Here is a 20,134-nt window from a genome sequence, read left to right on the forward strand (position 1 = left end):
TCACGGTGGTCGTCAGCGCGAGCCTCTAGGCTGGTGCCATGGGCATTGATCTGCATTTCACCAAAGGCCAGGGCACCGGAAACGACTTCGTGCTCTTCTCCGACCCCGAGGGCGAGATCGACCTCACTCCTGCCCAGATCGCTACGCTCTGCGACCGTCACTTCGGGATCGGTGCCGACGGGCTGATCCGCGCCGTCCGCTCCTCGAGAATCGCCGACGGCGCACGCTCGCTCGAGCTGGATGACGGTGCGGAGTGGTTCATGGACTATCACAATGCCGACGGTTCTGTCGCGGAGATGTGCGGCAACGGTATCCGCGTCTTCTCGAAGTTCCTGCTCGACAACTCTCTGGCGACACTCGAGCCGGGCGACACCCTGGTCATCGGCACGCGGTCCGGGGTGATCGATGTGCAGCGGAACCTCACCGGTTTCCAGGCAGACCTCGGCCGGTGGCGACTCGAGGGCGGTGAGCCGCTGGTGCGTGCGAAGAACCTCCAGGTCGCCCGCCCCGGGCTCCGCATCAACGTCGGCAACCCGCATGTCGTCGTCGCGCTCGCCGACGAGGCGGAGCTCGAGTCGGCCGACCTCAGCTTCATCCCGCACGTCGAGCCCGCTCCGGTCGATGGTGCCAACATCGAATTCGTGATCCCGCTGGAGCCGCTCGTGCGGAACGGTGTGGGCCACATCCGGATGCGCGTGCACGAGCGGGGCAGCGGTGAGACGCTCTCGTGCGGAACAGGGGCCGTCGCGGCCGCGCTGGCGATCCGGCACTGGGCCGGTGCCGGCGCGCCGAACCAGTGGCGCGTCGAGGTTCCGGGTGGTGCGGTCGGCGTACGCATGTTCGCGACCGAGGACGGCGAACACGTGTCGCTCTCCGGCCCCGCCGAGCTGGTCTACGAGGGCGACGTCACGCTGAACTGAGGCGCCGGCGCGTGTGCCGGCACCCGCATCACTCGTGCAGACGCGCCCGAAGAACCCGATAGCCCTTGTTCGTGGCGGCCCGGGTCACCTGGAAGGCCGACGGGAGGGTGTCGTCGAGCCAGCGGTGCAGGGAGTCCGACCCGAGGTTCCGCTGAACGACCAGCCACGCGTCCGATCCGGGATCCAGGCGCGGCAACCAGCGGAGCAGCAGCGCGTGCAGTTCGTCCTTGCCGACCCGGATCGGCGGGTTCGACCAGATCGTCATGAACCGGATGTCGTCGGGAACATCGTCGGGCAGTACAGCGTTGACATTGGTGAGGCCGAGCGTGGCGGCGTTGGCCCTCACGAGATCGAGAGCTCGCTCGTTGACGTCAACAGCCCACACGGTGGCGTGGGGTGACAACAAAGCGAGAGCCAGAGAGATCGGGCCCCACCCGCAGCCGACATCGAGAAGGTGGCCGCCGGGAGGTGGCGACGGAGTGTTCGCCAGCAGAACCTGCGTTCCGGCATCCACCTGGTTGGGGCTGAACACACCGCCAGCGGTCGTGGCGACGAAGTCATGGCCGGCCAGGCTCACCGGAATCTCCTTCAATCGGAGTTCCGTGGATGGACGTGCAGAGAAGTAGTGCCCGTTGTCCATAGCCATACAGGGAATGTAGCAAACGAGAGGTCTATCCTTGAAGCCAATGACTGAACACGATTCATCTTTCACCGAAGACGCCAGCACAGACGCCGGCACAGGCGCCGGCACCGACGCCAGCATCGGTGCCGATTCGACCGGCACCGCAGAGACCGGCACGACCCAGGCGCAGGATGCCGTGGGCCGCGTTCTGGCGCGGGCGGAGGCCCGGTCATCCGGGTACGCCCTGTTCTCACCCGGCAGCGCCCAGGCCCTTCAGCGCCCGCAGGAGCGTCTGGCCGGCCAGAACCACGACGGGGACCAGGCCGACCTCGCCGACCGTCAGGCGCTCCGCCGCGTCGCCGGGCTCTCGACCGAACTCGAAGACGTCACCGAGGTCGAGTACCGTCAGCTGCGGCTCGAGAACGTCGTGCTCATCGGCGTCTACACGCAGGGCACTCTGACCGACGCGGAGAACTCGCTGCACGAACTCGCCGCTCTCGCCGAGACCGCGGGCGCCGCGGTACTCGACGGGCTCCTGCAGCGACGGCCGAACCCCGATCCCAGCACGTACTTCGGCAAGGGCAAGGCTGAAGAGCTCGCCGGCGTGGTGAAGGCGCTCGGTGCCGACACGGTGATCGCCGACAGTGAGCTCGCGCCCAGCCAGCGCCGTGCGCTCGAAGACATCGTCAAGGTGAAGGTCATCGACCGCACCGCCGTGATCCTCGACATCTTCAGCCAGCACGCCAAGAGCAGGGAGGGCAAGGCGCAGGTCGAACTCGCCCAGCTCGAGTACCTGCTGCCCCGGCTTCGCGGCTGGGGCGACTCGATGTCCCGCCAGGCCGGTGGGCAGGTCGGTGGTGCAGGTGCAGGCATGGGCTCCCGCGGCCCCGGTGAGACGAAGATCGAGCTCGATCGTCGTCGCATCCATACCCGCATGGCACGGCTCCGCAAGCAGATCGCTGCGATGAAGCCCGCGCGCGAGGCAAAACGTGCCAACCGTAAGCGCAACACGGTGCCGTCTGTTGCGATTGCGGGCTACACCAACGCCGGCAAGTCTTCGCTGCTCAACCGCATCACGGGTGCGGGCCTGCTGGTCGAGAACGCGCTGTTCGCAACGCTCGATGCGACGGTGCGTCGCACGCAGACGACGGATGGCCGTGAGTTCACCTTCGTCGACACGGTCGGTTTCGTGCGGAGTCTGCCCACCCAGCTCGTGGAGGCGTTCCGGTCCACCCTCGAGGAGGTCGCCGACGCGGATGTCATCGTGCACGTCGTCGACGGGTCGCACCCCGACCCCGCGAGCCAGCTCGCCACGGTTCGCGACGTGATCGGTGAGGCCGGAGCACGCGACATCCCGGAGCTGGTGGTCTTCAACAAGAGCGACCTGGTCTCCGAGAGCGATCGCATAGTGCTGCGCGGGCTCGAGCCGCACTCGATCTTCGTCTCGGCCCGCACGGGTGAGGGCATCGACGAGCTGCTCCGGATGCTCGACGGGATGCTCCCCACACCGACTATCGAGGTCGACGTTCTGGTGCCCTACGACCGCGGCGACCTCGTCTCACAGCTGCACGAGCACAGCACGGTTCTGAGCACCGACTACGAAGAGGGTGGAACGCACGTGCGCGCACTCGTCACCCCGGAGATCGAGTCGCAGCTGCTGGAGTACAGCACGCGCTAGCCGGGGCCACCCCGTCCCCGAGCAGACGAAAGGCGCCGGACCCTCTCGGGTCGGCGCCTTTCATCGGTGCTGGAGCGGTCGCACCTGTGGTCTCGGGGTGCGGCACGGCGGGCAGATCACCTGCCTGCACTCACACCGAGCGGAGAACGGCCACGACCTTGCCGAGCACGGTGGCGTAGTCGCCGAGGATCGGTTCGAAGTTCGTGTTGCGGGGGAGCAGCCACGTGTGGCCGTCGCGCTGGCGGAAGACCTTCACTGTGGCCTCCTCGTCGAGCATCGCCGCGACGATGTCGCCGTTCTCGGCGGTGGCCTGCGTTCTGACGACCACCCAGTCACCGTCGCAGATCGCGGCGTCGATCATGGACTCACCGACGACCTTGAGCATGAAGAGCTCCCCCTTGCCGACCAGCTGGCGAGGGAGGGGGAAGATCTCCTCCACCTGCTGCTCAGCCGTGATCGGGATGCCGGCGGCGATGCGGCCGACGAGCGGCACCAGGGCGACGTCGCCGTGTGGTGTCGGGGAGTCCGAGTTGACGCTGTCGCTCTTCGGGATGTCGATCAGAACCTCGAGGGCGCGGGGGCGGTTCGGGTCGCGGCGGAGGTATCCGCTCAGTTCGAGCTGGTTCAGCTGGTGGGTGACGCTCGACAGTGAGGCGAGACCCACGGCATCGCCGATCTCCCGCATGCTCGGCGGGTAACCCTGCGTGCTGACGGCTTCGGAGATCACTTCGAGGATGGCCAGCTGCTTGTCGCTCAGCGACTTGCGCCGACGGGTACCGCCGCGTTCGGCGGGGAGGCGTTCGCTCGCCATCGGGTTCTCATTCCTGTCGGAGACCCAGTGTCAGTGGGTGGTGGTTGAGTTCACAGTGCTGGTCGTGCACCGACCAGACAATCGAAACTGTATCGAACACCGCCCGCATTCCAAACACCTGTTCGAGTGTGTCGCGGTATTCGATACCAGATATTGCTTGATTGTTCGAACGTTCGAAGATATATTCGGAACACAGCTTCGTATGCGGCACTCCCGGCCGAGTGTCGCATACGAATCCTGCACCAGTATGAATGCCTTCCCAGGCAGAAGATCCAGGAGATCATCATGACTGCACTACAGCTGCACAGCACTCCCGCTCCCCGGCTGCGCCTCAGGCTCACTCGGCGCGGGCGCATTGTGCTGTCGACGGTCGCTGCGCTACCCCTCGTCGCGGCTCTGGCTGCCTTCGCCGTCCTCGGCGGGGGTTCGGCCATCGCGACGGCCCAGCAGGCACCCGTCGAGTTCAGCTATGTCACCGTGCAGTCCGGCCAAAGCCTCTGGACGGTTGCGTCCCAGCTCGACTCGTCGGCCGACACCCGCGACGTCATCGCCGATCTGGTGAGCCTGAACCAGCTCCCGAACTCCGAGGTCCAGCCGGGCCAGCGCCTGGCGGTCCCCCTCAAGTACGAGCACTGACCCGCCTCATGCGCACTGACCCGCCTCATGCGCACTGACCCGCTGCCGAGCGTGCTGCCGGTAAACTCGGCCGGGTGAGTTCTCTAGCCGATCTGCCCATCCGTGACGATCTCCGGGGGCTGACGCCCTACGGGGCACCCGAGCTCAAGGTCAGGGTGGCCCTGAACGTCAACGAGAACACGCACCCCATCCCGGAAGACGTGGCTCGCTCCATCATCGAGGCAGTCGCCCTCGAACTGCGGACGGTCAACCGGTACCCCGACCGTGAGTTCCTGAAGCTCCGCGACAGCCTGGCGGCCTACCTGAACGCCACACTTGTCGAGGAGTCGGCGACGGCCGGTTTGCCGTTCGCCGAACTCGCCCGCGACAACATCTGGGCCGCAAACGGCTCGAACGAGATCCTCCAGCAGATCCTGCAGGCCTTCGGCGGTCCCGGGCGCTCCGTTCTCGGCTTCCCGCCCACCTATTCGATGCACCCGATCATCGCGGCGGGCACCGGCACGGAGTGGATCGCCGGCGTCCGCGACGAGAACTTCGAGATCTCGCCGCAGACCGCTGTCGACTGGGTCGAGCGCACCAATCCCGATCTGGTCTTCTTCTGCGCGCCGAACAACCCCACGGGCACACCTCTCTCCCTCGAGACGATCGCCGCTGCCTACGACGCCACCGACAAGATCGTCGTCGTCGACGAGGCCTACGCCGAGTTCGGCCCCTCCGGCGAGCCCACGGCCCTCTCGCTGCTCGACGGTCGACCGCGCCTCATCGTCTCCCGCACCATGAGCAAGGCCTTCGCCTTCGCGGGTGCGCGGCTCGGGTACCTCGCCGCAGATCCCGCCATCAGCGATGCACTGCGTCTGGTTCGGCTGCCGTACCACCTCTCCGCACTCACCCAGGCCGCTGCATCCGCGGCTCTGGCCCATGCGCCGCAGATGCTCGCGATGGTCGACGACATCAAGTCCCAGCGTGATCGCATGGCCAGGCGCCTGGCCGAACTCGGCTACAGCCCCTCCGCGAGCACCTCGAACTTCATCCTCTTCGGTGGAGTTCCCGACCCGCACCGGATGTTCGAGCAGCTCCTCGAGCGCGAGATCATCATCCGGGACTTGGGGCTCCCGAACCACCTGCGCGTGAGCGCCGGCACAGAGTCGGAGACGACCGCGTTCCTCGAGGCGATGGACGAGATCACCCCCCGGTAGACTTTTTGCCATGTCGACCGAACCGCGCACCGCCCACCTCACCCGCGAGACCAGCGAATCGAGCATCGAGCTCTCGCTGAACCTCGACGGAACGGGTGTGTCGAACATCGACACCAGCGTGCCGTTCTACAACCACATGCTGACGGCCTTCGCCAAGCATTCGCTCACCGATCTCACCGTCAAGGCGACGGGCGACACCGACATCGATGTGCACCACACCGTCGAAGACATCGGGATCGTGCTCGGCCAGGCCATTCGCCAGGCCCTCGGCGACAAGAGTGGCATCTCGCGTTTCGGCGACGCCCTCGTTCCGCTCGACGAGGCCCTCGTGCAGGCCGTCGTCGACATCTCGGGCCGACCCTTTCTCGTGCACTCGGGCGAGCCGGCGGGCTTCGAGTTCCACCTCATCGGCGGCCACTTCACGGGGTCGATGGTGCGTCACGTCTTCGAGGCGATCACCTTCCACGCCGGCCTGACCGTGCACATCACTGTGCTCGGGGGCCGCGACCCCCACCACATCGCCGAGGCCGAATTCAAGGCGTTCGCCCGGGCGTTCCGTTTCGCGAAGCAGCTCGACCCGTCGGTCTCGGGCATCCCGTCGACCAAGGGCGCACTGTGACACAGAAGAGCGTGGTCGTGTTCGACTACGGCAGCGGCAACGTTCACTCGGCCGTCAAAGCGCTCGAGAAGGTGGGGGCATCCGTCGAGCTGACGGGTGACCGCAGGCGCGCGGCCGACGCCGACGGGCTGTTCGTGCCCGGAGTGGGTGCGTTCAGTGCCGTGATTGCGGCTCTGGAATCGGTGCGGGGAGGCGACCTCATCGACAGGCGCCTTGCCGGGGGGCGTCCGGTGATGGGTGTCTGCGTCGGCATGCAGGTGCTCTTCGCCCGCGGTATCGAGCGCGGCATCGACAGGGAGGGCCTCGGCGAGTGGCCCGGAACGGTTGCCGAACTGAAGGCGGATGTTCTGCCGCACATGGGCTGGAACACCGTTCGTGCACCGGAGTCGTCGCGCCTTTTCGCGGGCATCGCCGATGAGCGCTTCTACTTCGTGCACTCCAATGCGGCCCAGCAGTGGGAGCTCGAGGTGCAACCGCCCCTGCCCGCCGCCTCTGTGACCTGGGCCGACCACGGCGGTGAGTTCATCGCGGCCGTCGAGAACGGCCCGCTCTCCGCCACCCAGTTCCACCCCGAGAAATCCGGGGACGCGGGGATGCACCTCCTCGAGAACTGGCTGGCCACCCTCTAGCCCTCCCCGCCCGGCCACCCCGACCCACCCGCCCTCCCCGACCCACCTCCCACTCGCCCGATCGAGTCGGGAGTTCCCGTTGCTCAGCGGGTCTCGATCCGACTGAAACTCCTGACTCGATCCACACCGCACCGAAGGAAAGCCATGACCGACACCGTTGCCCCCGCGCTCGAACTGCTTCCCGCGGTCGATATCTCCAACGGTCAGGCCGTTCGCCTCACCCAGGGGCAAGCCGGCACAGAGACGAACCACGGCGACCCAGCCGACGCTGCAGCGGACTGGGTGGCGCAGGGCGCCGAGTGGATCCATCTCGTCGACCTCGATGCCGCTTTCGGGCGCGGCAGCAACGTCGACGTCATCCGACGGGTGATCGCCGAGGCCCAGAACATCAAGATCGAGCTCTCTGGCGGCATCCGCGACGACGCCTCACTCGAAAACGCCCTCGCCAGCGGTGCCACGCGCATCAACCTCGGCACGGCCGCTCTCGAGAATCCCGACTGGGCGGCGAAGGCCATCGCCCGCTACGGTGATGCGATCGCCGTGGGTCTGGATGTTCGGGGCACGACGCTCGCGGCCCGCGGCTGGACCGAAGACGGCGGAGACCTCTGGGAGGTCCTGGCGCGGCTCGAAGACGCGGGCTGTGCACGTTACGTCGTGACCGACGTCACGAAGGACGGCACCCTGAAGGGCCCGAACGTCGAGCTCCTCCGCCAGGTGATGGAGCGCACGGACAAGCCGGTCGTGGCCTCGGGCGGCATCTCGAGCCTCGACGACCTACGGGAACTGCGCGCGTTGGTGCCCAGCGGCCTCGAAGGTGCGATCGTCGGGCGCGCACTCTACGCCGGCGCCTTCACCCTGGTCGAGGCGCTGGCGGTCGCCTCGGAGTGACGGATGCCCTGACCCCCGCCGACTCGGCCGGACAGCCCTGGGCCGGCCGAACCTTCGCCTCGCATCCCACCACGTTTGCCGGCGATGCCGGAGCCGCGCCGGAGCTCCTCGTGGCAGCCGTGAACCGGTTTCATGCTCTGGCGGCGCTCCCCACCGCCGAGGCGGGCTCCGATCTCCTGTCGGCCCAGGCCGCCGTGGTCGAGGCTGTGCGGGATGCCCGGCTCCTCGTTCCGCTCCTGGCGCACGCAGGCGAAACAGGCGTCGACGAGCACGGACGCACCGTCGACAAGACCCAGGAGCTCTCGATCGTCACGGTGAAGGCACCCGACGGTCGCACCGTGCAGCCCGCCTTCACCTCGACCGAGGCGATGGCCCGCTGGAATCCGAAGGCGCGCCCCATCCCGACGGCCGCGCGCCGGGTCGCCCTGGCCGCCGCGGGCGAGGGCACCGACCTGATCGTCCTCGATCCGACCTCGCCGACCGAGTTCGTGCTCCGCCGCCCGGCTGTCTGGGCGATCGCCCAGGCGACACCGTGGGTCTCTCCCCTCGGAGACACCCGTGTCGCCGAGGCGTTCGCTCACTCGGCGGAGGGGGAGCGCGACATCCAGAGCCTCCGACTCTCAGCGGGAGACCCGGGGGCGCGGCTCGTCGGCACGGAGGTGATCGTCGAGCTCACCCTCGTGCCGGGCCTTGACCGGGACCGGCTCGCCGCGCTTCTCGCGGCCCTCCAGCAGAACTGGACGAACAACGAGGTCATTGCAGAAGCGGTCGATTCGCTGTCGCTGAAGCTGCTACAGGGTTCCTGAGCCGCAGGCCGCAAGCCAAGCCGCAGGCCACAAGTCAAGCCGCAGGCTGCAAGCCGAGCCGGAGGCTGCGCAGGCACCGCTGCCCCCCTACAGCCCCTCGCGCTCCCGCTCCTGCGCAACCACCGCGGCGCGGTCCGCCAGCCGCCGGAGCCGCGCGAGCGGCTGCTTCATGCGGAAGTTCGGCGCCAGCACCGGCTCGGTGCGGTCGAGGAACGCCCAGTACCCGGCAGTGAACGGACACGCATCCGGACCCAACCGCACCCGCGGGTTGTACCGGCAACCGCCGCAGTAGTCGGTCATCGAGTTGATGTAGGCCCCGCCCGACGAATACGGCTTCGTGGCGACGATGCCCCCGTCGGCGTGCTGGGACATGCCGATCACATTGGCCGGCATCACCCAGGGGGTGCCGTCGACGAACATGTCCGTGAACCAGTCGTTGAGCGCGACGGGGTCGTAGCCGCGCTGGAGCGCCCAGTTGCCGATCACCATCAGCCGCTGGATGTGGTGCGCCCAGCCGTTCTGCTTCACGCCGGCGATGCTGTGGTGCAGGCAGTTCGCCGTGATCGCATCGGCGTCGAGCTCGGTGAACTCGCGGGGGAGCGGCTCGTGGGCAGCGAGCGCGTTGTGGGAGGTGCGGTAGTCCTCACCGAGATGCCAGTAGAGGTGCCACACATAGTCGCGCCAGCCCATCACCTGCCGGACGAATCCTTCGACCGAGGCCAGGGGTGCACGACCCTCCTGGTATTCGGCGGCCACCCGGGTGACGACGGCGAGCGGATCGAGCAGCCCGAGGTTGAGCGGCGTGCTCAGCAGGGAGTGCGCCATCGTCCAGTCGCCGGTGAGGGTGGCATCCTCGAAGGGTCCGAAGTCGTTCAGGCGGGTCTCGATGAAGCTGTCGAGCGCGAGGTTCGCCTCACGTTCGGTCACGGCGAAGCGCCGGGGAGCATCCATTCCGACAAGACGCACCAGACCGGCCGACTGCCACCGGTCGAGGTCTTCGCGCACACCCGCGTCGATCTCGTCCTCCTCCGGCCACCACGGATCGGGCAGACCGAGCGTCACTGCACCCTTGGGCGGCCGCTCCCGGTTCGAGGCGTCGTAGTTCCACTGGCCGCCGGCGGGCGTCTCGCCCTCCATCAGGATGCCCGTGCGCTGCCGCACCGAACGGTAGAAGTCCTCGAGCAGCAGTCGTCTGCCGCCCCGGCTGCCAGCCCACAGAGCGAATTCGGTCTCGCTCGTGACGAATCCGCGGCTGGGCAGGATGTGCGCACCGACCCGTCTGACGTACCGGCGCGCACTGTACGATGTCGGATCGATCACCTCGAGGTCGTCGCGCCCGCTCACCACGTCGCCGTAGTGCTCCACCTGGTGGAACTCCACACGGTCGCCGAGCTCCGCGGCACGATGCCGGATGCCCGAGAGGAGGAGGTGCGCCTTCGCCCTGTGCATCGGGCGGCGCCCGAAGACCGAGCGTGCCTCGATGAGGAGCATCCGCCCGCCGTCGTCGAAGAGCGAGCCGAGTTGGCCGGCGAAGATCCAGCGCACGCGGTCAGTGGTGCTGTCGGTGCCCGGGGTCATGCTCCCTAGTTAACGGGCCCGGTCAGCTTCTCGCCAGGGCCTTGACCGATGGGGTCGGGGAACGTCGACGCCTCGCGGAACGCCAGCTGCAGCGAGCGCAGACCGTCTCGCAGGGAACGGGCGTGCATGTCGCCGATCTCCGGCGCGCCGGCCGTGACAAGCCCGGCGAGGGCGATGATCAGCTTGCGGGCCTCGTCGAGGTCGAGCTGGGTGTCGGGGTCGTCAGCGAGGCCGACCTTCACAGCCGCAGCACTCATCAGGTGCACTGCGGTGGTCGTGATGACTTCCACGGCCTGTACGTCGGCGATGTCGCGCGCTTCGTCGCTCATGGGTATCCGTTCTTTGATTGTGGCCGAGTCTCTGCTAGACTTCTGGGCGGCTCTGGCACCAGTAGGTGGCAGATCGAAAGTGGAGAATCTCCCACCCGCATGACCGCTTAACAGGTTATCGGGTTGATTGCACTCCGCCGGCGTCGTGAGAACGATGCGGGTAGACAGGGTGCGGTGCGTTTGTGACAGGTATATTTCCTGTTTTGCGTGGTGCAGTCCAGTTTCGCGTGCCCCCCGGCTCATGCTGGTGGCTCGGTCGACACCCACGCAGAATCGAAGGAGCAACGCATCAGCGATCCCCGTACAAACGACCGTATACGAGTACCCGAGGTTCGCCTCGTGGGTCCGGCCGGTGAGCAGGTTGGCGTCGTCAGTATCGACGTGGCCCTCAGACTCGCGCAAGAGGCAGACCTTGACCTGGTCGAGGTGGCCCCCAATTCCAAGCCACCCGTCGCCAAGATCATGGACTACGGGAAGTTCAAGTACGAAGCTGCGCAGAAGGCGAAAGAGGCCCGGCGCAACCAGGCGAACACGATCCTCAAAGAGGTCCGTTTCCGTCTGAAGATCGATGTGCACGACTACGAGACGAAGCGGAAGCGCGCAGAGGGCTTCCTCAAGGCCGGTGACAAGGTGAAAGCGATGATCCTGTTCCGTGGCCGTGAGCAGTCCCGCCCCGACCAGGGCGTGCGGCTCCTCCAGAGATTTGCCGAAGATGTCTCGGAGTTCGGTTCAGTCGAATCGAGCCCGACCATCGACGGTCGCAACATGGTCATGGTGATCGGTCCCCTGAAGAACAAGTCAGAGGCCAAAGCCGAGGCCAACGCTCAACGCGCTGCAGCAAAACCGCCGCGCGAGGCACCTGCCGAAGCTGCGCCCGCCGCAGCAACGCCTGCCGCAGCCGAATAACTACCGAAAACCCACGAGGAGACAACCATGCCGAAGATGAAGACCCATTCCGGGGCCAAGAAGCGTTTCAAGATCACCGGAAGCGGCAAGGTCATGAAGCAGCAGGCCGGAATGCGCCACAACCTGGAAGTGAAGTCGGGCCAGCGCAAGCGCCGCCTGAACACCGACCAGGTTCTTGCCCCGCAGGACGCCAAGGTCATCAAGAAGCTCCTCGGCCTCTAAATCACGACGACGAAAAAGGATTAGAAGAAGATGGCAAGAGTAAAGAGGGCGGTAAACGCCCACAAGAAGCGTCGCGTAATTCTGGAGCGCGCAGAGGGCTACCGCGGCCAGCGGTCGCGCCTCTACCGCAAGGCCAAGGAGCAGGTCACCCACTCCCTCGTCTACTCGTACCGCGACCGCCGCGCCCGCAAGGGTGACTTCCGTCGCCTCTGGATCCAGCGCATCAACGCCGCTGCACGCCTGAACGGCCTCACCTACAACCGCCTCATCCAGGGTCTGAACCTGGCCGGTATCGAGGTCGACCGTCGTATCCTCGCCGACCTCGCTGTCACCGAGCCGGCCACGTTCGCCGCCCTCGTCGAGAGCGCGAAGGCGGCCCTGCCGGCCGACACGTCTGCTCCGAAGGTCGACGCTGCGTAGCACAACTGCATAAATCTGCTTGACTTGGCACATGCTTGATAACCCGCGTTCGCCGCGTGTTCGGGCCGTCGCCAAACTTGCCAAGAAGGGAGCCCGGTCTGAGACCGGGCTCTTCCTCTTGGAGGGGCCGCAGGCGGTTTCCGAAGCGCTCCTCTTCAGCCCGCAACTCGTCGTGGAGCTCTACGCGACCCCCACGGCCCTCGAACGGTACACCGACATCGCCCAGACGGCTGTCGATGCCGGTGTCGACGTCGAGTTCGTCTCCGAACAGGTGCTCGAAGTCATGAGCGACACGGTGACACCGCAGGGGTTCATCGCGGTCTGTCACCAGTTCCCCACGGCCGTGAAGGACATCTTCGCCGCCGGGCCCCGGTTGATCGCCATCCTCGAAGAGGTGCGTGACCCGGGCAACGCCGGCACGATCATCCGCGCCGCAGACGCCGCAGGGGCCGACGCCGTGATCCTCACCGGCCGCTCTGTCGATCTCTACAACCCCAAGGTCGTCCGATCGACGACCGGATCCCTCTTCCACCTCCCGGTTGCGGTCGAGGCGACTCTCGCCGACGTGAAGGCGCGAGCTGTCGAGGCGGGCCTTCAGATCCTCGCTGCAGACATCAAGGGGGACGACCTGCTCGAGGTGCGGTCCTCCGGCCTGCTGAAAGCCCCGACGGCCTGGCTGTTCGGCAACGAGGCGCGCGGACTCACGGATGACGACCTTAAGCTCGCGGATCGCGCCGTCTCGGTGCCGATCTATGGCCGGGCCGAGTCGATGAACCTCGCCACCGCAGCATCCGTCTGCCTCTACGAGAGCGCCTTCGCCCAGCACAGTTGACAGTCAGAGGGCTTGAAGACTTCCGGATGCCCGTTGTCTGTGTCAATTCTCAGGCAGATGTGTATTCTGCTTCAGCCGTTTCCCATGTTACGGGTGGGTAACTTTTGATCCCACGATTCGTGACCCCCCGGACGGGTGTGGTTGTCTGGGGGCCATGGACGCACCCGGAACACCCCTCGTCGTTCTCGACCACGTCAACAAGCACTATGGCGACCTGCACGTTCTGAACGACATCAACCTGACGATCGCCAAAGGCGAGGTCGTCGTGGTGATCGGGCCGAGTGGATCGGGTAAATCGACACTGTGCCGCGCGATCAACAGGCTCGAGACGATCGACGACGGCACCATCTCGATCGACGGGCAGCCGCTGCCGAGCGAGGGCGCTGCCCTGGCGAAGCTGCGGGCGAATGTCGGCATGGTCTTCCAGTCCTTCAACCTCTTCGCCCACAAGACGATCCTGCAGAACGTGACGCTCGGCCCCATCGCAGTGTCGAAGAAATCGAAGGCCGAGGCGGATGGCCGGGCCATGGAACTGCTCGAACGCGTGGGCGTCGCGAACCAGGCGAAGAAGATGCCGGCCCAGCTCTCGGGCGGCCAGCAGCAGCGCGTGGCCATCGCCCGCGCCCTCGCGATGCAGCCGAGCGTCATGCTGTTCGATGAGCCCACCTCGGCGCTTGACCCCGAGATGATCAACGAGGTGCTCGACGTGATGGTCGGCCTCGCCAAAGAGGGCATGACGATGATCGTCGTGACGCACGAGATGGGCTTCGCCCGCCGGGCCGCCGATCGTGTGGTCTTCATGGCAGACGGCCGCATCGTCGAAGACACCACGCCGGCCGAGTTCTTCGACCACCCGAAGAGCGAACGTGCCAAAGATTTCCTCTCCAAGATCCTGACCCACTGACCACCCCTAGAGGAAGAAGACACATGAAGCTCCGAAAGATCCTGATCGGTACGGCCGCAGCCGCCGTCGCCGTCGCCCTGACCGCCTGCGGCGCTCCCGGCAGCGCGACCAGCGGTGGCAGCACCTCCACCTCGGCCGCCGGTGCAGGCCCCTACGACCTCGCAGTCGCCGAGAGCCCGACTTTCGAGGCGGGCACGACCATGGCGAAGCTGGCCGAGGCCGGCACTATGAAGATCGGCACGAAGTTCGACCAGCCACTGTTCGGCCTGCGCGGCCTCGACGGCAAGCCGGTCGGCTTCGACGCCGCGATCGGCTCGCTGGTCGCCTCGAAGCTCGGCATCCCGTTCGACAAGATCGAATGGACAGAGACGGTCTCAGCGAACCGTGAGCCCTTCCTGCAGAGCGGCCAGGTCGACGCCGTCATCGCCACCTACACGATCAACGACAAGCGCAAGCAGGTCGTCGACTTCGCGGGCCCCTACTTCGTGGCAGGCCAGAGCATCCTCGTGCTGGAGGGCAACACCGAGATCACCAAGCCCGAAGACCTGGCCGGCAAGGCGGTCTGTTCGGTCGAGGGTTCGACGCCGGCGTCGAACATCGTCGAGAAGTATGGTGCGGTGCTCCAGCCGACCGACGTCTACAGCAAGTGCCTCGACCCGCTGAAGAACGGTCAGGTCGTTGCGATGACCACCGACAACGTCATCCTGTCGGGCTTCGTCGACCAGAACCCGGGCGTCTTCAAGTTGGTCGGTGACACCTTCACCCAGGAGCCCTACGGCATCGGCCTCACCAAGGACGACACCGCCATGCGCACCTTCGTGAACGAGACCCTGCAGGCCGCGTACGACGACGGCACCTGGGCACGACTCTTCGAGCAGACGGCCGGCACCGTGATCCCCGTGCCGACACCGCCGACTATCGACCAGTACTGATTCCTCCCCGCGAACCCTGAAGGGAGGCCCCGTGGTCATCTTCGACAATCTGCCGCTGTACCTCGAGGCTTTCCTGCAGACCCTCGCGCTGCTACTGCTCACGATAGTCCTCGCGTTGCCGCTCGGCGCCGTGATCGCCGCCATGCGCATCTCGCCGATCGGGAGCCTCCGGGCCACCGCAACCGTCTACACCGAGATCCTCCGCAACACGCCCCTGGTTCTCGTCTTCATCTTCTGCTTCGTGGTGCTGCCGATCCTCGGTGTCATCCTGCCGTTCATGTTCTCGGCCGTGCTCGCCCTGACCCTCTACACCGCTCCGTTCTTCGCCGAGGCGATCCGCTCGGGCATCAACGGTGTGCCGGTCGGCCAGGCCGAGGCCGCCCGGAGCATCGGTATGACGTTCGGCCAGACGGTCACCCTCGTGGTGCTGCCGCAGGCCATCCGGAGCGTCATTCCGCCGATCATCAACGTGATGATCGCGCTGACGAAGAACACCTCGATCGCGGGCGGCTTCTTCATCTTCGAACTCTTCAACTCCGGCCGAAGGCTCGTGAACGAGAACGGCGACCAGGTCATCCTGGTGCTCGTCGGCGTCGCTGCCTTCTACCTCCTCATCACGATTCCCCTCGGCCAGCTGGCCGACTTCCTCGAGCGACGGGTGGTGATCAGGCGATGACCAGTGTGCTGTATGACGTGCCCGGCCCGAAGGCGAAGGTGCGGGCACGGGTGATCTCGTGGATCACCGGAATCGTCGTGCTCGCGCTGCTGGCATACACCGGCCTGACGCTCTGGCAGAAGGGCATGTGGGATCCCACCCGCTGGGACATCTTCAACGACCCATTGGTCTGGGCGGTGCTGCTCCACGGGCTGGTCGTCGTGCTGCAGTCGGCGCTCGTCGCGACCGTACTCGCCCTGCTGCTCGGTATGGTCTTCGCCCTGCTCCGGATGTCGTCGCACCGCGTCATCCGCATTCCGACGACGATCGGGCTCGAGTTCTTCCGCGGTATGCCCGTGCTGTTGATGATGTTGTTCATCCTGCTCGCCTTCCCGGGAGTCAGTGCGTTCTGGGCTGTGGTCAGTGCGCTCGCGGTCTACAACGGCGCGATCATCGGTGAGGCCCTGCGTTCGGGCGTGGTCGCTCTGCCGAAGGGCCAGCGCGAGGCCGGGCTCGCCATCGGGCTCCGCCCGTTGCAGGCCCGCCTGCAGATCGAGTTCCCGCAGGCCTTCCGCAACATGCTGCCGATCATCGTGGCGCAGATCGTGGTTCTGCTGAAAGACACGGCCCTCGGGTACATCGTCGGCCAGGTGGCGCTCATCCGTGAGGGAGAACTGCTCGCCGAATTCGTCGGGCGCCAGCAGTACTTCTTCTCGATCTTCCTGGTCATGCTCGCCATGTACCTGGCGATCAACCTCACTATCTCGACCATCGCGCGGCAGCTGGCGAAGCGGCGCGGATTCACGGTCAGCAAAGTCGTCGCCGACGAATCGATGAGTGCGGCGACCTAGCTAAACTTGTGTCCCGTGTCTGATCCCGAAATCCCTGTCCTCTCCGAAGAGTCCGTGGCCGCGGCCGTCGAGGCTGCGCTCGCAGCCGTCGCGGCGGTCAGCGACACCTCATCGTTCAAGGCGGCGCGCTCCGCGCATGCGGGGGAGGCGTCTCCGCTGGCACGCCTGAATGGGCAGCTCCGCAGCCTGCCCAACGACCAGAAGGCGTCCGCCGGCAAGCTCGTCGGCCAGGCCCGCGCGCGGGTCAACCAGGCGCTGGCCGCGAAAGAGGCCGATGTCGTCGCGCTCGAGAATGCGGCGCAACTCGCTGACGAAGCGCTCGACGTCACCGCTCTACCCGTGAAGAAGCGCCTCGGTGCGCGCCATCCGCTCTCCCTCCTGCAGGAGAAGATCGGCGACATCTTCGTGGGAATGGGCTGGGAGATCGCAGAGGGCCCCGAACTCGAGAACGAGTGGTTCAACTTCGACGCGCTGAACTTCGACCCCGATCATCCGGCCCGCGCCATGCAGGACACGTTCTTCGTGGACCCGGTGTCTTCGCACCTGCTGCTTCGCACGCACACGTCGCCCGTGCAGATCCGCTCGCTGCTGAGCCGTGAGCTGCCCGTCTACGTGATTGCGCCCGGTCGTACCTACCGCACCGACGAACTCGACGCGACGCACACGCCCGTCTTCAGCCAGGTCGAGGGCATCGCCGTCGACAAGGGTCTCACCATGGCTCACCTCCGCGGCACGCTCGAGTTCTTCGCGCGCAAGATGTTCGGCGACGATGCGAAGATCCGCCTGCGCCCCAACTACTTCCCGTTCACCGAGCCGAGCGCCGAGATGGACGTCTGGCAGCCGAACGCCAAGGGCGGCGCGCGCTGGGTGGAGTGGGGTGGTTGCGGCATGGTCAACCCGAACGTGCTGCTCTCCGCCGGCATCGACCCCGACGTCCATTCCGGCTTCGCCTTCGGAATCGGGATCGAGCGCACCCTCCAGTTCCGCAACAACCTCAACGACATGCGCGACATGGTCGAGGGCGACGTCCGTTTCAGCCAACAGTTCGGAATGGTGGTCTAGTCATGCGTATTCCCCTGAGTTGGCTTGCCGAGTACGTCGACCTGCCTGCGGGCACCACGATCGAGGAGGTGCACGCCGCCCTGGTGAGCGTCGGCCTCGAAGAGGAGGGCTCGCACCAGTTCGACATCAATGGCCCTGTGGTCGTCGGTGAGGTGCTCGACTTCACCGAGGAACCCCAGTCGAACGGCAAGACGATCCGTTGGTGCTCCGTGCGCGTCGCAGCGCCCGGCGAGGCCGCTGCCGATGGCGGAGCGGATGTCCGGGGCATCGTCTGCGGCGCCGGCAACTTCTTCGCCGGCGACAAGGTCGTCGTCACCCTGCCCGGCGCCGTGCTGCCCGGCGACTTCGCGATCGCCGCCCGCAAGACCTATGGTCACGTGTCCGACGGCATGATCGCGTCGACCCGTGAGCTCGGGCTCGGCGAGGAGCACGACGGTATCCTCCGTCTCAGCAGCCTGGGCCTCGACCCTGCGGTCGGCACCGACGCGCTCGAACTGCTCGGTCTCACCGACGCGGCGGTCGAGGTGAACGTGACTCCGGATCGCGGCTACGCCTTTTCGATCCGCGGTATCGCCCGGGAGTACGCCCACGCCACGGGCGCGACGTTCCGTGACCCGGCCTCGGTGCGACCCGCGGGCGAGCCGGCCGAGGGTATCGCGGTCACCGTTTCCGATGACGCACCGATCCGCGGCCGCGTCGGCGCGACGGTGTTCGTGACGCGGGTGGTTCGCGGCGTCGACCAGACCGCTCCGACCCCGGCGTGGATGATCGCGCGACTGAAGCTCGCGGGCATCCGCTCGATCTCCCTCGTCGTCGACATCACGAACTATGTGATGCTCGAGCTCGGCCAGCCTCTGCACGGTTACGATCTCGATCTGGTCCGTGGCGGCATCGTCGTCCGCCGGGCCGCCCCCGGCGAGACGCTCAAGACCCTCGACGGGCAGGTGCGCACGCTCGACCCCGAAGACCTGGTGATCGCCGACGACACCGGGGCGATCGGACTCGCGGGCGTGATGGGCGGTTTCTCGACCGAGATCTCCGACGCGACATCCGACGTGCTGATCGAGGCTGCGAACTTCGACCCGGTGACCGTGGCGCGAACGGCCCGGCGTCACAAACTGCCGAGCGAGGCGTCGAAGCGTTTCGAGCGCGGCGTCGACCCCGAAGTCGCCGTCGCCGCGGCCACGCGGGCCGTGCAGCTGCTCGAGGAGCTCGGCGGTGCGCGAGCGGACGGCACCGGATCCGGGTACCACGCGCACGACCAGCTCGCACCGATCTTCCTGCCCGACCGCTACATCTCGGGTCTCGTCGGAGTGGAGTACACCGATGACGAGATCACCTCGTCGCTGATCGAGATCGGTGCCACTCTCGAATACGCGCACGACGGTCTGCTCGTGTCGCCGCCGTCGTGGCGCCCCGACCTCACCCACAAGTCGACGCTGGCCGAAGAGGTCGCGCGCATCGTGGGGTATTCGCGGATCCCGTCCGTGATCCCGACAGCCCCACCCGGCCGGGGGCTCACCCGCGAGCAGCAGCTGCGTCGGCTCGCGGCCGAGACGCTCGCCGCCAGCGGATCGACCGAGGTGCTCGCATACCCGTTCATCTCGTCGGTCTCGAACCGCACGTTCGGGTCGGCTGACGACACGGTCGCACCGGCGATGAAGCTCGCGAATCCGCTCGATGCAGAGGCGCCGCTGCTCCGCACGACACTGCTGCCCGGGCTCATCGACATCGCCCGGCGCAATCTCTCGCGCGGCCTCACCGACCTCTCGGTCTACGAGATCGGCGCCGTCTTCCTGCCGGTGGCGGGTGCAGAATACGGCGTGGTCGAGGTGCCGCAGGGTGCATCCCTGCCAGCTGCTCCGGTTCTGGATGACCTGAACGCGAGTATTCCGCCGCAGCCGTGGCATGTGGGGCTGCTCGTTCTCGGCAATGCGGTCGAGAAGCAGCCCGGGCAACCTGCGGTTCCGTTCGGCGTGGCCGACGTGCTCGACACAGTGAAGCTGCTCGCGTCGGCGCTCGATGTGCCGGTGACTGTTCGCCAGGGATCGCACACGGCGCTTCACCCGGGGCGCACCGCGGAGATCGTGGTTCCGGTCGGCGCGGGTGCCGATGTGGTGAGCGTCGGGTACGTCGGTGAGCTGCTGCCCGCGCTCGCCGCCGAACTCGACCTGCCGCGAGTGGTCGGGGTGGCGGAACTCGACCTGTCGGCTCTGATGGAACTCGCGGCGCGGAGCGTTCAGGCGTCTCCGCTCGCCGGTTACCCGGCCGCGACGCAGGACGTTTCGCTGGTCGTCGCCGAGTCCGTGGCTGCGGGGGACGTTCTCGACGCTGTGGTGTCGGGGGCCGGGGAACTGCTCGAGGGCATCCACCTGGTCGACGACTACCGCGGCAGCGGGATCGACGGTGGTTCGAAGTCGCTCACCTTTGCGCTGCGCTTCCGGGCGAACGACCGCACACTGACCGCTGCCGAAGCGAGCGAGGCGCGGATCGCGGGTGCTGCAGAGGCATCCCGGCGTTTCGGGGCGACCGTCCGCGAGTGATCGACGGATCCGCGCCCTTCTTTCCTGTTCTCCACAGGGCGCGGATCCGGTAGCTTCTCCACAGAAGGGCCGCGGGCGTCAGGGCGACTTCTGAG

At 66.8% G+C, this 20,134-nt stretch carries 22 protein-coding genes; 18 read left to right on the forward strand and 4 right to left on the reverse strand.

Going from position 1 to position 20,134, the window contains the following annotated elements:
- The first annotated feature begins 38 nt into the window (after positions 1-38).
- Positions 39-920: a diaminopimelate epimerase gene (gene dapF / locus B7R21_RS07110; RefSeq protein WP_116282538.1), complete on the forward strand. Its 882-nt coding sequence runs from the start codon at positions 39-41 to the stop codon at positions 918-920.
- Positions 921-948: 28 nt separating this feature from the next.
- Here dapF and B7R21_RS07115 read toward each other — a convergent pair whose 3' ends face one another.
- On the reverse strand, positions 949-1,560 hold the full coding sequence (locus tag B7R21_RS07115) for a class I SAM-dependent methyltransferase (RefSeq protein ID WP_116282539.1): 612 nt from the start codon (positions 1,558-1,560) through the stop codon (positions 949-951).
- Between the two features lie 46 nt (positions 1,561-1,606).
- On the opposite strand from B7R21_RS07115, the gene hflX reads away from it, so the two are divergent.
- Positions 1,607-3,220: a GTPase HflX gene (hflX, locus tag B7R21_RS07120; protein WP_116282540.1), complete on the forward strand. Its 1,614-nt coding sequence runs from the start codon at positions 1,607-1,609 to the stop codon at positions 3,218-3,220.
- A gap of 130 nt (positions 3,221-3,350) precedes the next feature.
- Here the strand turns inward: hflX and lexA are convergent, their stop codons facing one another.
- Entirely contained in the window at positions 3,351-4,031 is a 681-nt protein-coding gene (lexA, locus tag B7R21_RS07125; protein ID WP_116282541.1) for a transcriptional repressor LexA, read from the reverse strand.
- A 285-nt stretch (positions 4,032-4,316) separates the two neighbouring features.
- On the opposite strand from lexA, the gene B7R21_RS07130 reads away from it, so the two are divergent.
- From B7R21_RS07130 to B7R21_RS07155, 6 genes are all read left to right on the forward strand, one after another.
- Positions 4,317-4,667, forward strand: coding sequence for a LysM peptidoglycan-binding domain-containing protein (locus tag B7R21_RS07130; protein WP_116282542.1), 351 nt, complete (start codon positions 4,317-4,319; stop codon positions 4,665-4,667).
- 74 nt (positions 4,668-4,741) lie between these two features.
- Positions 4,742-5,863 carry a histidinol-phosphate transaminase gene (locus tag B7R21_RS07135; protein ID WP_116282543.1) on the forward strand — a complete coding sequence of 374 codons (1,122 nt, stop codon included), beginning with the start codon at positions 4,742-4,744 and terminating at the stop codon, positions 5,861-5,863.
- Positions 5,864-5,873: 10 nt separating this feature from the next.
- A complete protein-coding gene (gene hisB, locus B7R21_RS07140) occupies positions 5,874-6,482 on the forward strand; it encodes an imidazoleglycerol-phosphate dehydratase HisB (RefSeq protein WP_116282544.1) in 609 nt (202 codons plus the stop codon).
- Complete coding sequence (hisH, locus tag B7R21_RS07145) at positions 6,479-7,111, forward strand: imidazole glycerol phosphate synthase subunit HisH (protein WP_116282545.1); 633 nt, start codon at positions 6,479-6,481, stop codon at positions 7,109-7,111. Before hisB ends, hisH begins: the two co-directional genes overlap by 4 nt.
- A gap of 144 nt (positions 7,112-7,255) precedes the next feature.
- Positions 7,256-7,999 (forward strand): bifunctional 1-(5-phosphoribosyl)-5-((5-phosphoribosylamino)methylideneamino)imidazole-4-carboxamide isomerase/phosphoribosylanthranilate isomerase PriA, encoded by a 744-nt coding sequence (gene priA, locus B7R21_RS07150; RefSeq protein WP_116282546.1) that lies wholly within the window; start codon positions 7,256-7,258, stop codon positions 7,997-7,999.
- On the forward strand, positions 7,996-8,805 hold the full coding sequence (locus tag B7R21_RS07155) for an SseB family protein (protein WP_253259680.1): 810 nt from the start codon (positions 7,996-7,998) through the stop codon (positions 8,803-8,805). The genes priA and B7R21_RS07155 overlap by 4 nt, the downstream gene beginning before the upstream one ends.
- Before the next feature lie 87 nt (positions 8,806-8,892).
- Here the strand turns inward: B7R21_RS07155 and B7R21_RS07160 are convergent, their stop codons facing one another.
- A complete protein-coding gene (locus tag B7R21_RS07160) occupies positions 8,893-10,383 on the reverse strand; it encodes a cryptochrome/photolyase family protein (protein WP_116282547.1) in 1,491 nt (496 codons plus the stop codon).
- Between the two features lie 5 nt (positions 10,384-10,388).
- Positions 10,389-10,712 (reverse strand): DUF1844 domain-containing protein, encoded by a 324-nt coding sequence (locus B7R21_RS07165; protein ID WP_116282548.1) that lies wholly within the window; start codon positions 10,710-10,712, stop codon positions 10,389-10,391.
- Between the two features lie 288 nt (positions 10,713-11,000).
- Between B7R21_RS07165 and infC the strand changes: the two genes are divergently transcribed.
- The 10 genes from infC (at position 11,001) to pheT (ending at position 20,039) form a co-directional block, all read left to right on the forward strand.
- On the forward strand, positions 11,001-11,618 hold the full coding sequence (gene infC / locus B7R21_RS07170) for a translation initiation factor IF-3 (protein WP_116282587.1): 618 nt from the start codon (positions 11,001-11,003) through the stop codon (positions 11,616-11,618).
- Positions 11,619-11,645: 27 nt separating this feature from the next.
- Positions 11,646-11,840, forward strand: a complete 195-nt coding sequence (rpmI, locus tag B7R21_RS07175; protein ID WP_104243253.1) for a 50S ribosomal protein L35 — start codon at positions 11,646-11,648, stop codon at positions 11,838-11,840.
- Positions 11,841-11,870: 30 nt separating this feature from the next.
- The gene (gene rplT, locus B7R21_RS07180; RefSeq protein WP_116282549.1) at positions 11,871-12,260 is read left to right on the forward strand and encodes a 50S ribosomal protein L20; all 390 of its coding nucleotides are present in this window, start codon (positions 11,871-11,873) and stop codon (positions 12,258-12,260) included.
- Between the two features lie 31 nt (positions 12,261-12,291).
- Positions 12,292-13,092 carry a TrmH family RNA methyltransferase gene (locus B7R21_RS07185; RefSeq protein WP_116282550.1) on the forward strand — a complete coding sequence of 267 codons (801 nt, stop codon included), beginning with the start codon at positions 12,292-12,294 and terminating at the stop codon, positions 13,090-13,092.
- A 154-nt stretch (positions 13,093-13,246) separates the two neighbouring features.
- Positions 13,247-13,996 (forward strand): amino acid ABC transporter ATP-binding protein, encoded by a 750-nt coding sequence (locus B7R21_RS07190; RefSeq protein ID WP_116282551.1) that lies wholly within the window; start codon positions 13,247-13,249, stop codon positions 13,994-13,996.
- Positions 13,997-14,019: 23 nt separating this feature from the next.
- On the forward strand, positions 14,020-14,928 hold the full coding sequence (locus tag B7R21_RS07195; RefSeq protein WP_116282552.1) for a glutamate ABC transporter substrate-binding protein: 909 nt from the start codon (positions 14,020-14,022) through the stop codon (positions 14,926-14,928).
- Between the two features lie 31 nt (positions 14,929-14,959).
- Positions 14,960-15,604: an amino acid ABC transporter permease gene (locus B7R21_RS07200; protein WP_116282553.1), complete on the forward strand. Its 645-nt coding sequence runs from the start codon at positions 14,960-14,962 to the stop codon at positions 15,602-15,604.
- Entirely contained in the window at positions 15,601-16,434 is an 834-nt protein-coding gene (locus B7R21_RS07205) for an amino acid ABC transporter permease (protein WP_116282554.1), read from the forward strand. The genes B7R21_RS07200 and B7R21_RS07205 overlap by 4 nt, the downstream gene beginning before the upstream one ends.
- Positions 16,435-16,449: 15 nt before the next feature.
- Positions 16,450-17,496 (forward strand): phenylalanine--tRNA ligase subunit alpha, encoded by a 1,047-nt coding sequence (gene pheS / locus B7R21_RS07210; protein WP_116282555.1) that lies wholly within the window; start codon positions 16,450-16,452, stop codon positions 17,494-17,496.
- Between the two features lie 2 nt (positions 17,497-17,498).
- Positions 17,499-20,039 carry a phenylalanine--tRNA ligase subunit beta gene (gene pheT, locus B7R21_RS07215; RefSeq protein ID WP_116282556.1) on the forward strand — a complete coding sequence of 847 codons (2,541 nt, stop codon included), beginning with the start codon at positions 17,499-17,501 and terminating at the stop codon, positions 20,037-20,039.
- Positions 20,040-20,134 lie beyond the last annotated feature (95 nt).

Origin of the sequence: Subtercola boreus (assembly GCF_003399625.1) — a bacterium.
GTDB classification, from domain to species: domain Bacteria; phylum Actinomycetota; class Actinomycetes; order Actinomycetales; family Microbacteriaceae; genus Subtercola; species Subtercola boreus_C.

Bases quoted from the DNA above. Each gene is read 5' to 3' on its own strand.
- rplT (WP_116282549.1), top strand. From the start codon at position 11,871: ATGGCAAGAGTAAAGAGGGCGGTAAACGCCCACAAGAAGCGTCGCGTA.
- priA (WP_116282546.1), top strand. From the start codon at position 7,256: ATGACCGACACCGTTGCCCCCGCGCTCGAACTGCTTCCCGCGGTCGAT.
- B7R21_RS07195 (WP_116282552.1), top strand. From the start codon at position 14,020: ATGAAGCTCCGAAAGATCCTGATCGGTACGGCCGCAGCCGCCGTCGCC.
- B7R21_RS07165 (WP_116282548.1), bottom strand. From the start codon at position 10,712: ATGAGCGACGAAGCGCGCGACATCGCCGACGTACAGGCCGTGGAAGTC.
- hisB (WP_116282544.1), top strand. From the start codon at position 5,874: ATGTCGACCGAACCGCGCACCGCCCACCTCACCCGCGAGACCAGCGAA.
- B7R21_RS07205 (WP_116282554.1), top strand. From the start codon at position 15,601: ATGACCAGTGTGCTGTATGACGTGCCCGGCCCGAAGGCGAAGGTGCGG.
- B7R21_RS07185 (WP_116282550.1), top strand. From the start codon at position 12,292: ATGCTTGATAACCCGCGTTCGCCGCGTGTTCGGGCCGTCGCCAAACTT.
- hflX (WP_116282540.1), top strand. From the start codon at position 1,607: ATGACTGAACACGATTCATCTTTCACCGAAGACGCCAGCACAGACGCC.
- B7R21_RS07190 (WP_116282551.1), top strand. From the start codon at position 13,247: ATGGACGCACCCGGAACACCCCTCGTCGTTCTCGACCACGTCAACAAG.
- rpmI (WP_104243253.1), top strand. From the start codon at position 11,646: ATGCCGAAGATGAAGACCCATTCCGGGGCCAAGAAGCGTTTCAAGATC.
- B7R21_RS07115 (WP_116282539.1), bottom strand. From the start codon at position 1,560: ATGGACAACGGGCACTACTTCTCTGCACGTCCATCCACGGAACTCCGA.
- B7R21_RS07160 (WP_116282547.1), bottom strand. From the start codon at position 10,383: ATGACCCCGGGCACCGACAGCACCACTGACCGCGTGCGCTGGATCTTC.
- dapF (WP_116282538.1), top strand. From the start codon at position 39: ATGGGCATTGATCTGCATTTCACCAAAGGCCAGGGCACCGGAAACGAC.
- pheT (WP_116282556.1), top strand. From the start codon at position 17,499: ATGCGTATTCCCCTGAGTTGGCTTGCCGAGTACGTCGACCTGCCTGCG.
- B7R21_RS07130 (WP_116282542.1), top strand. From the start codon at position 4,317: ATGACTGCACTACAGCTGCACAGCACTCCCGCTCCCCGGCTGCGCCTC.
- lexA (WP_116282541.1), bottom strand. From the start codon at position 4,031: ATGGCGAGCGAACGCCTCCCCGCCGAACGCGGCGGTACCCGTCGGCGC.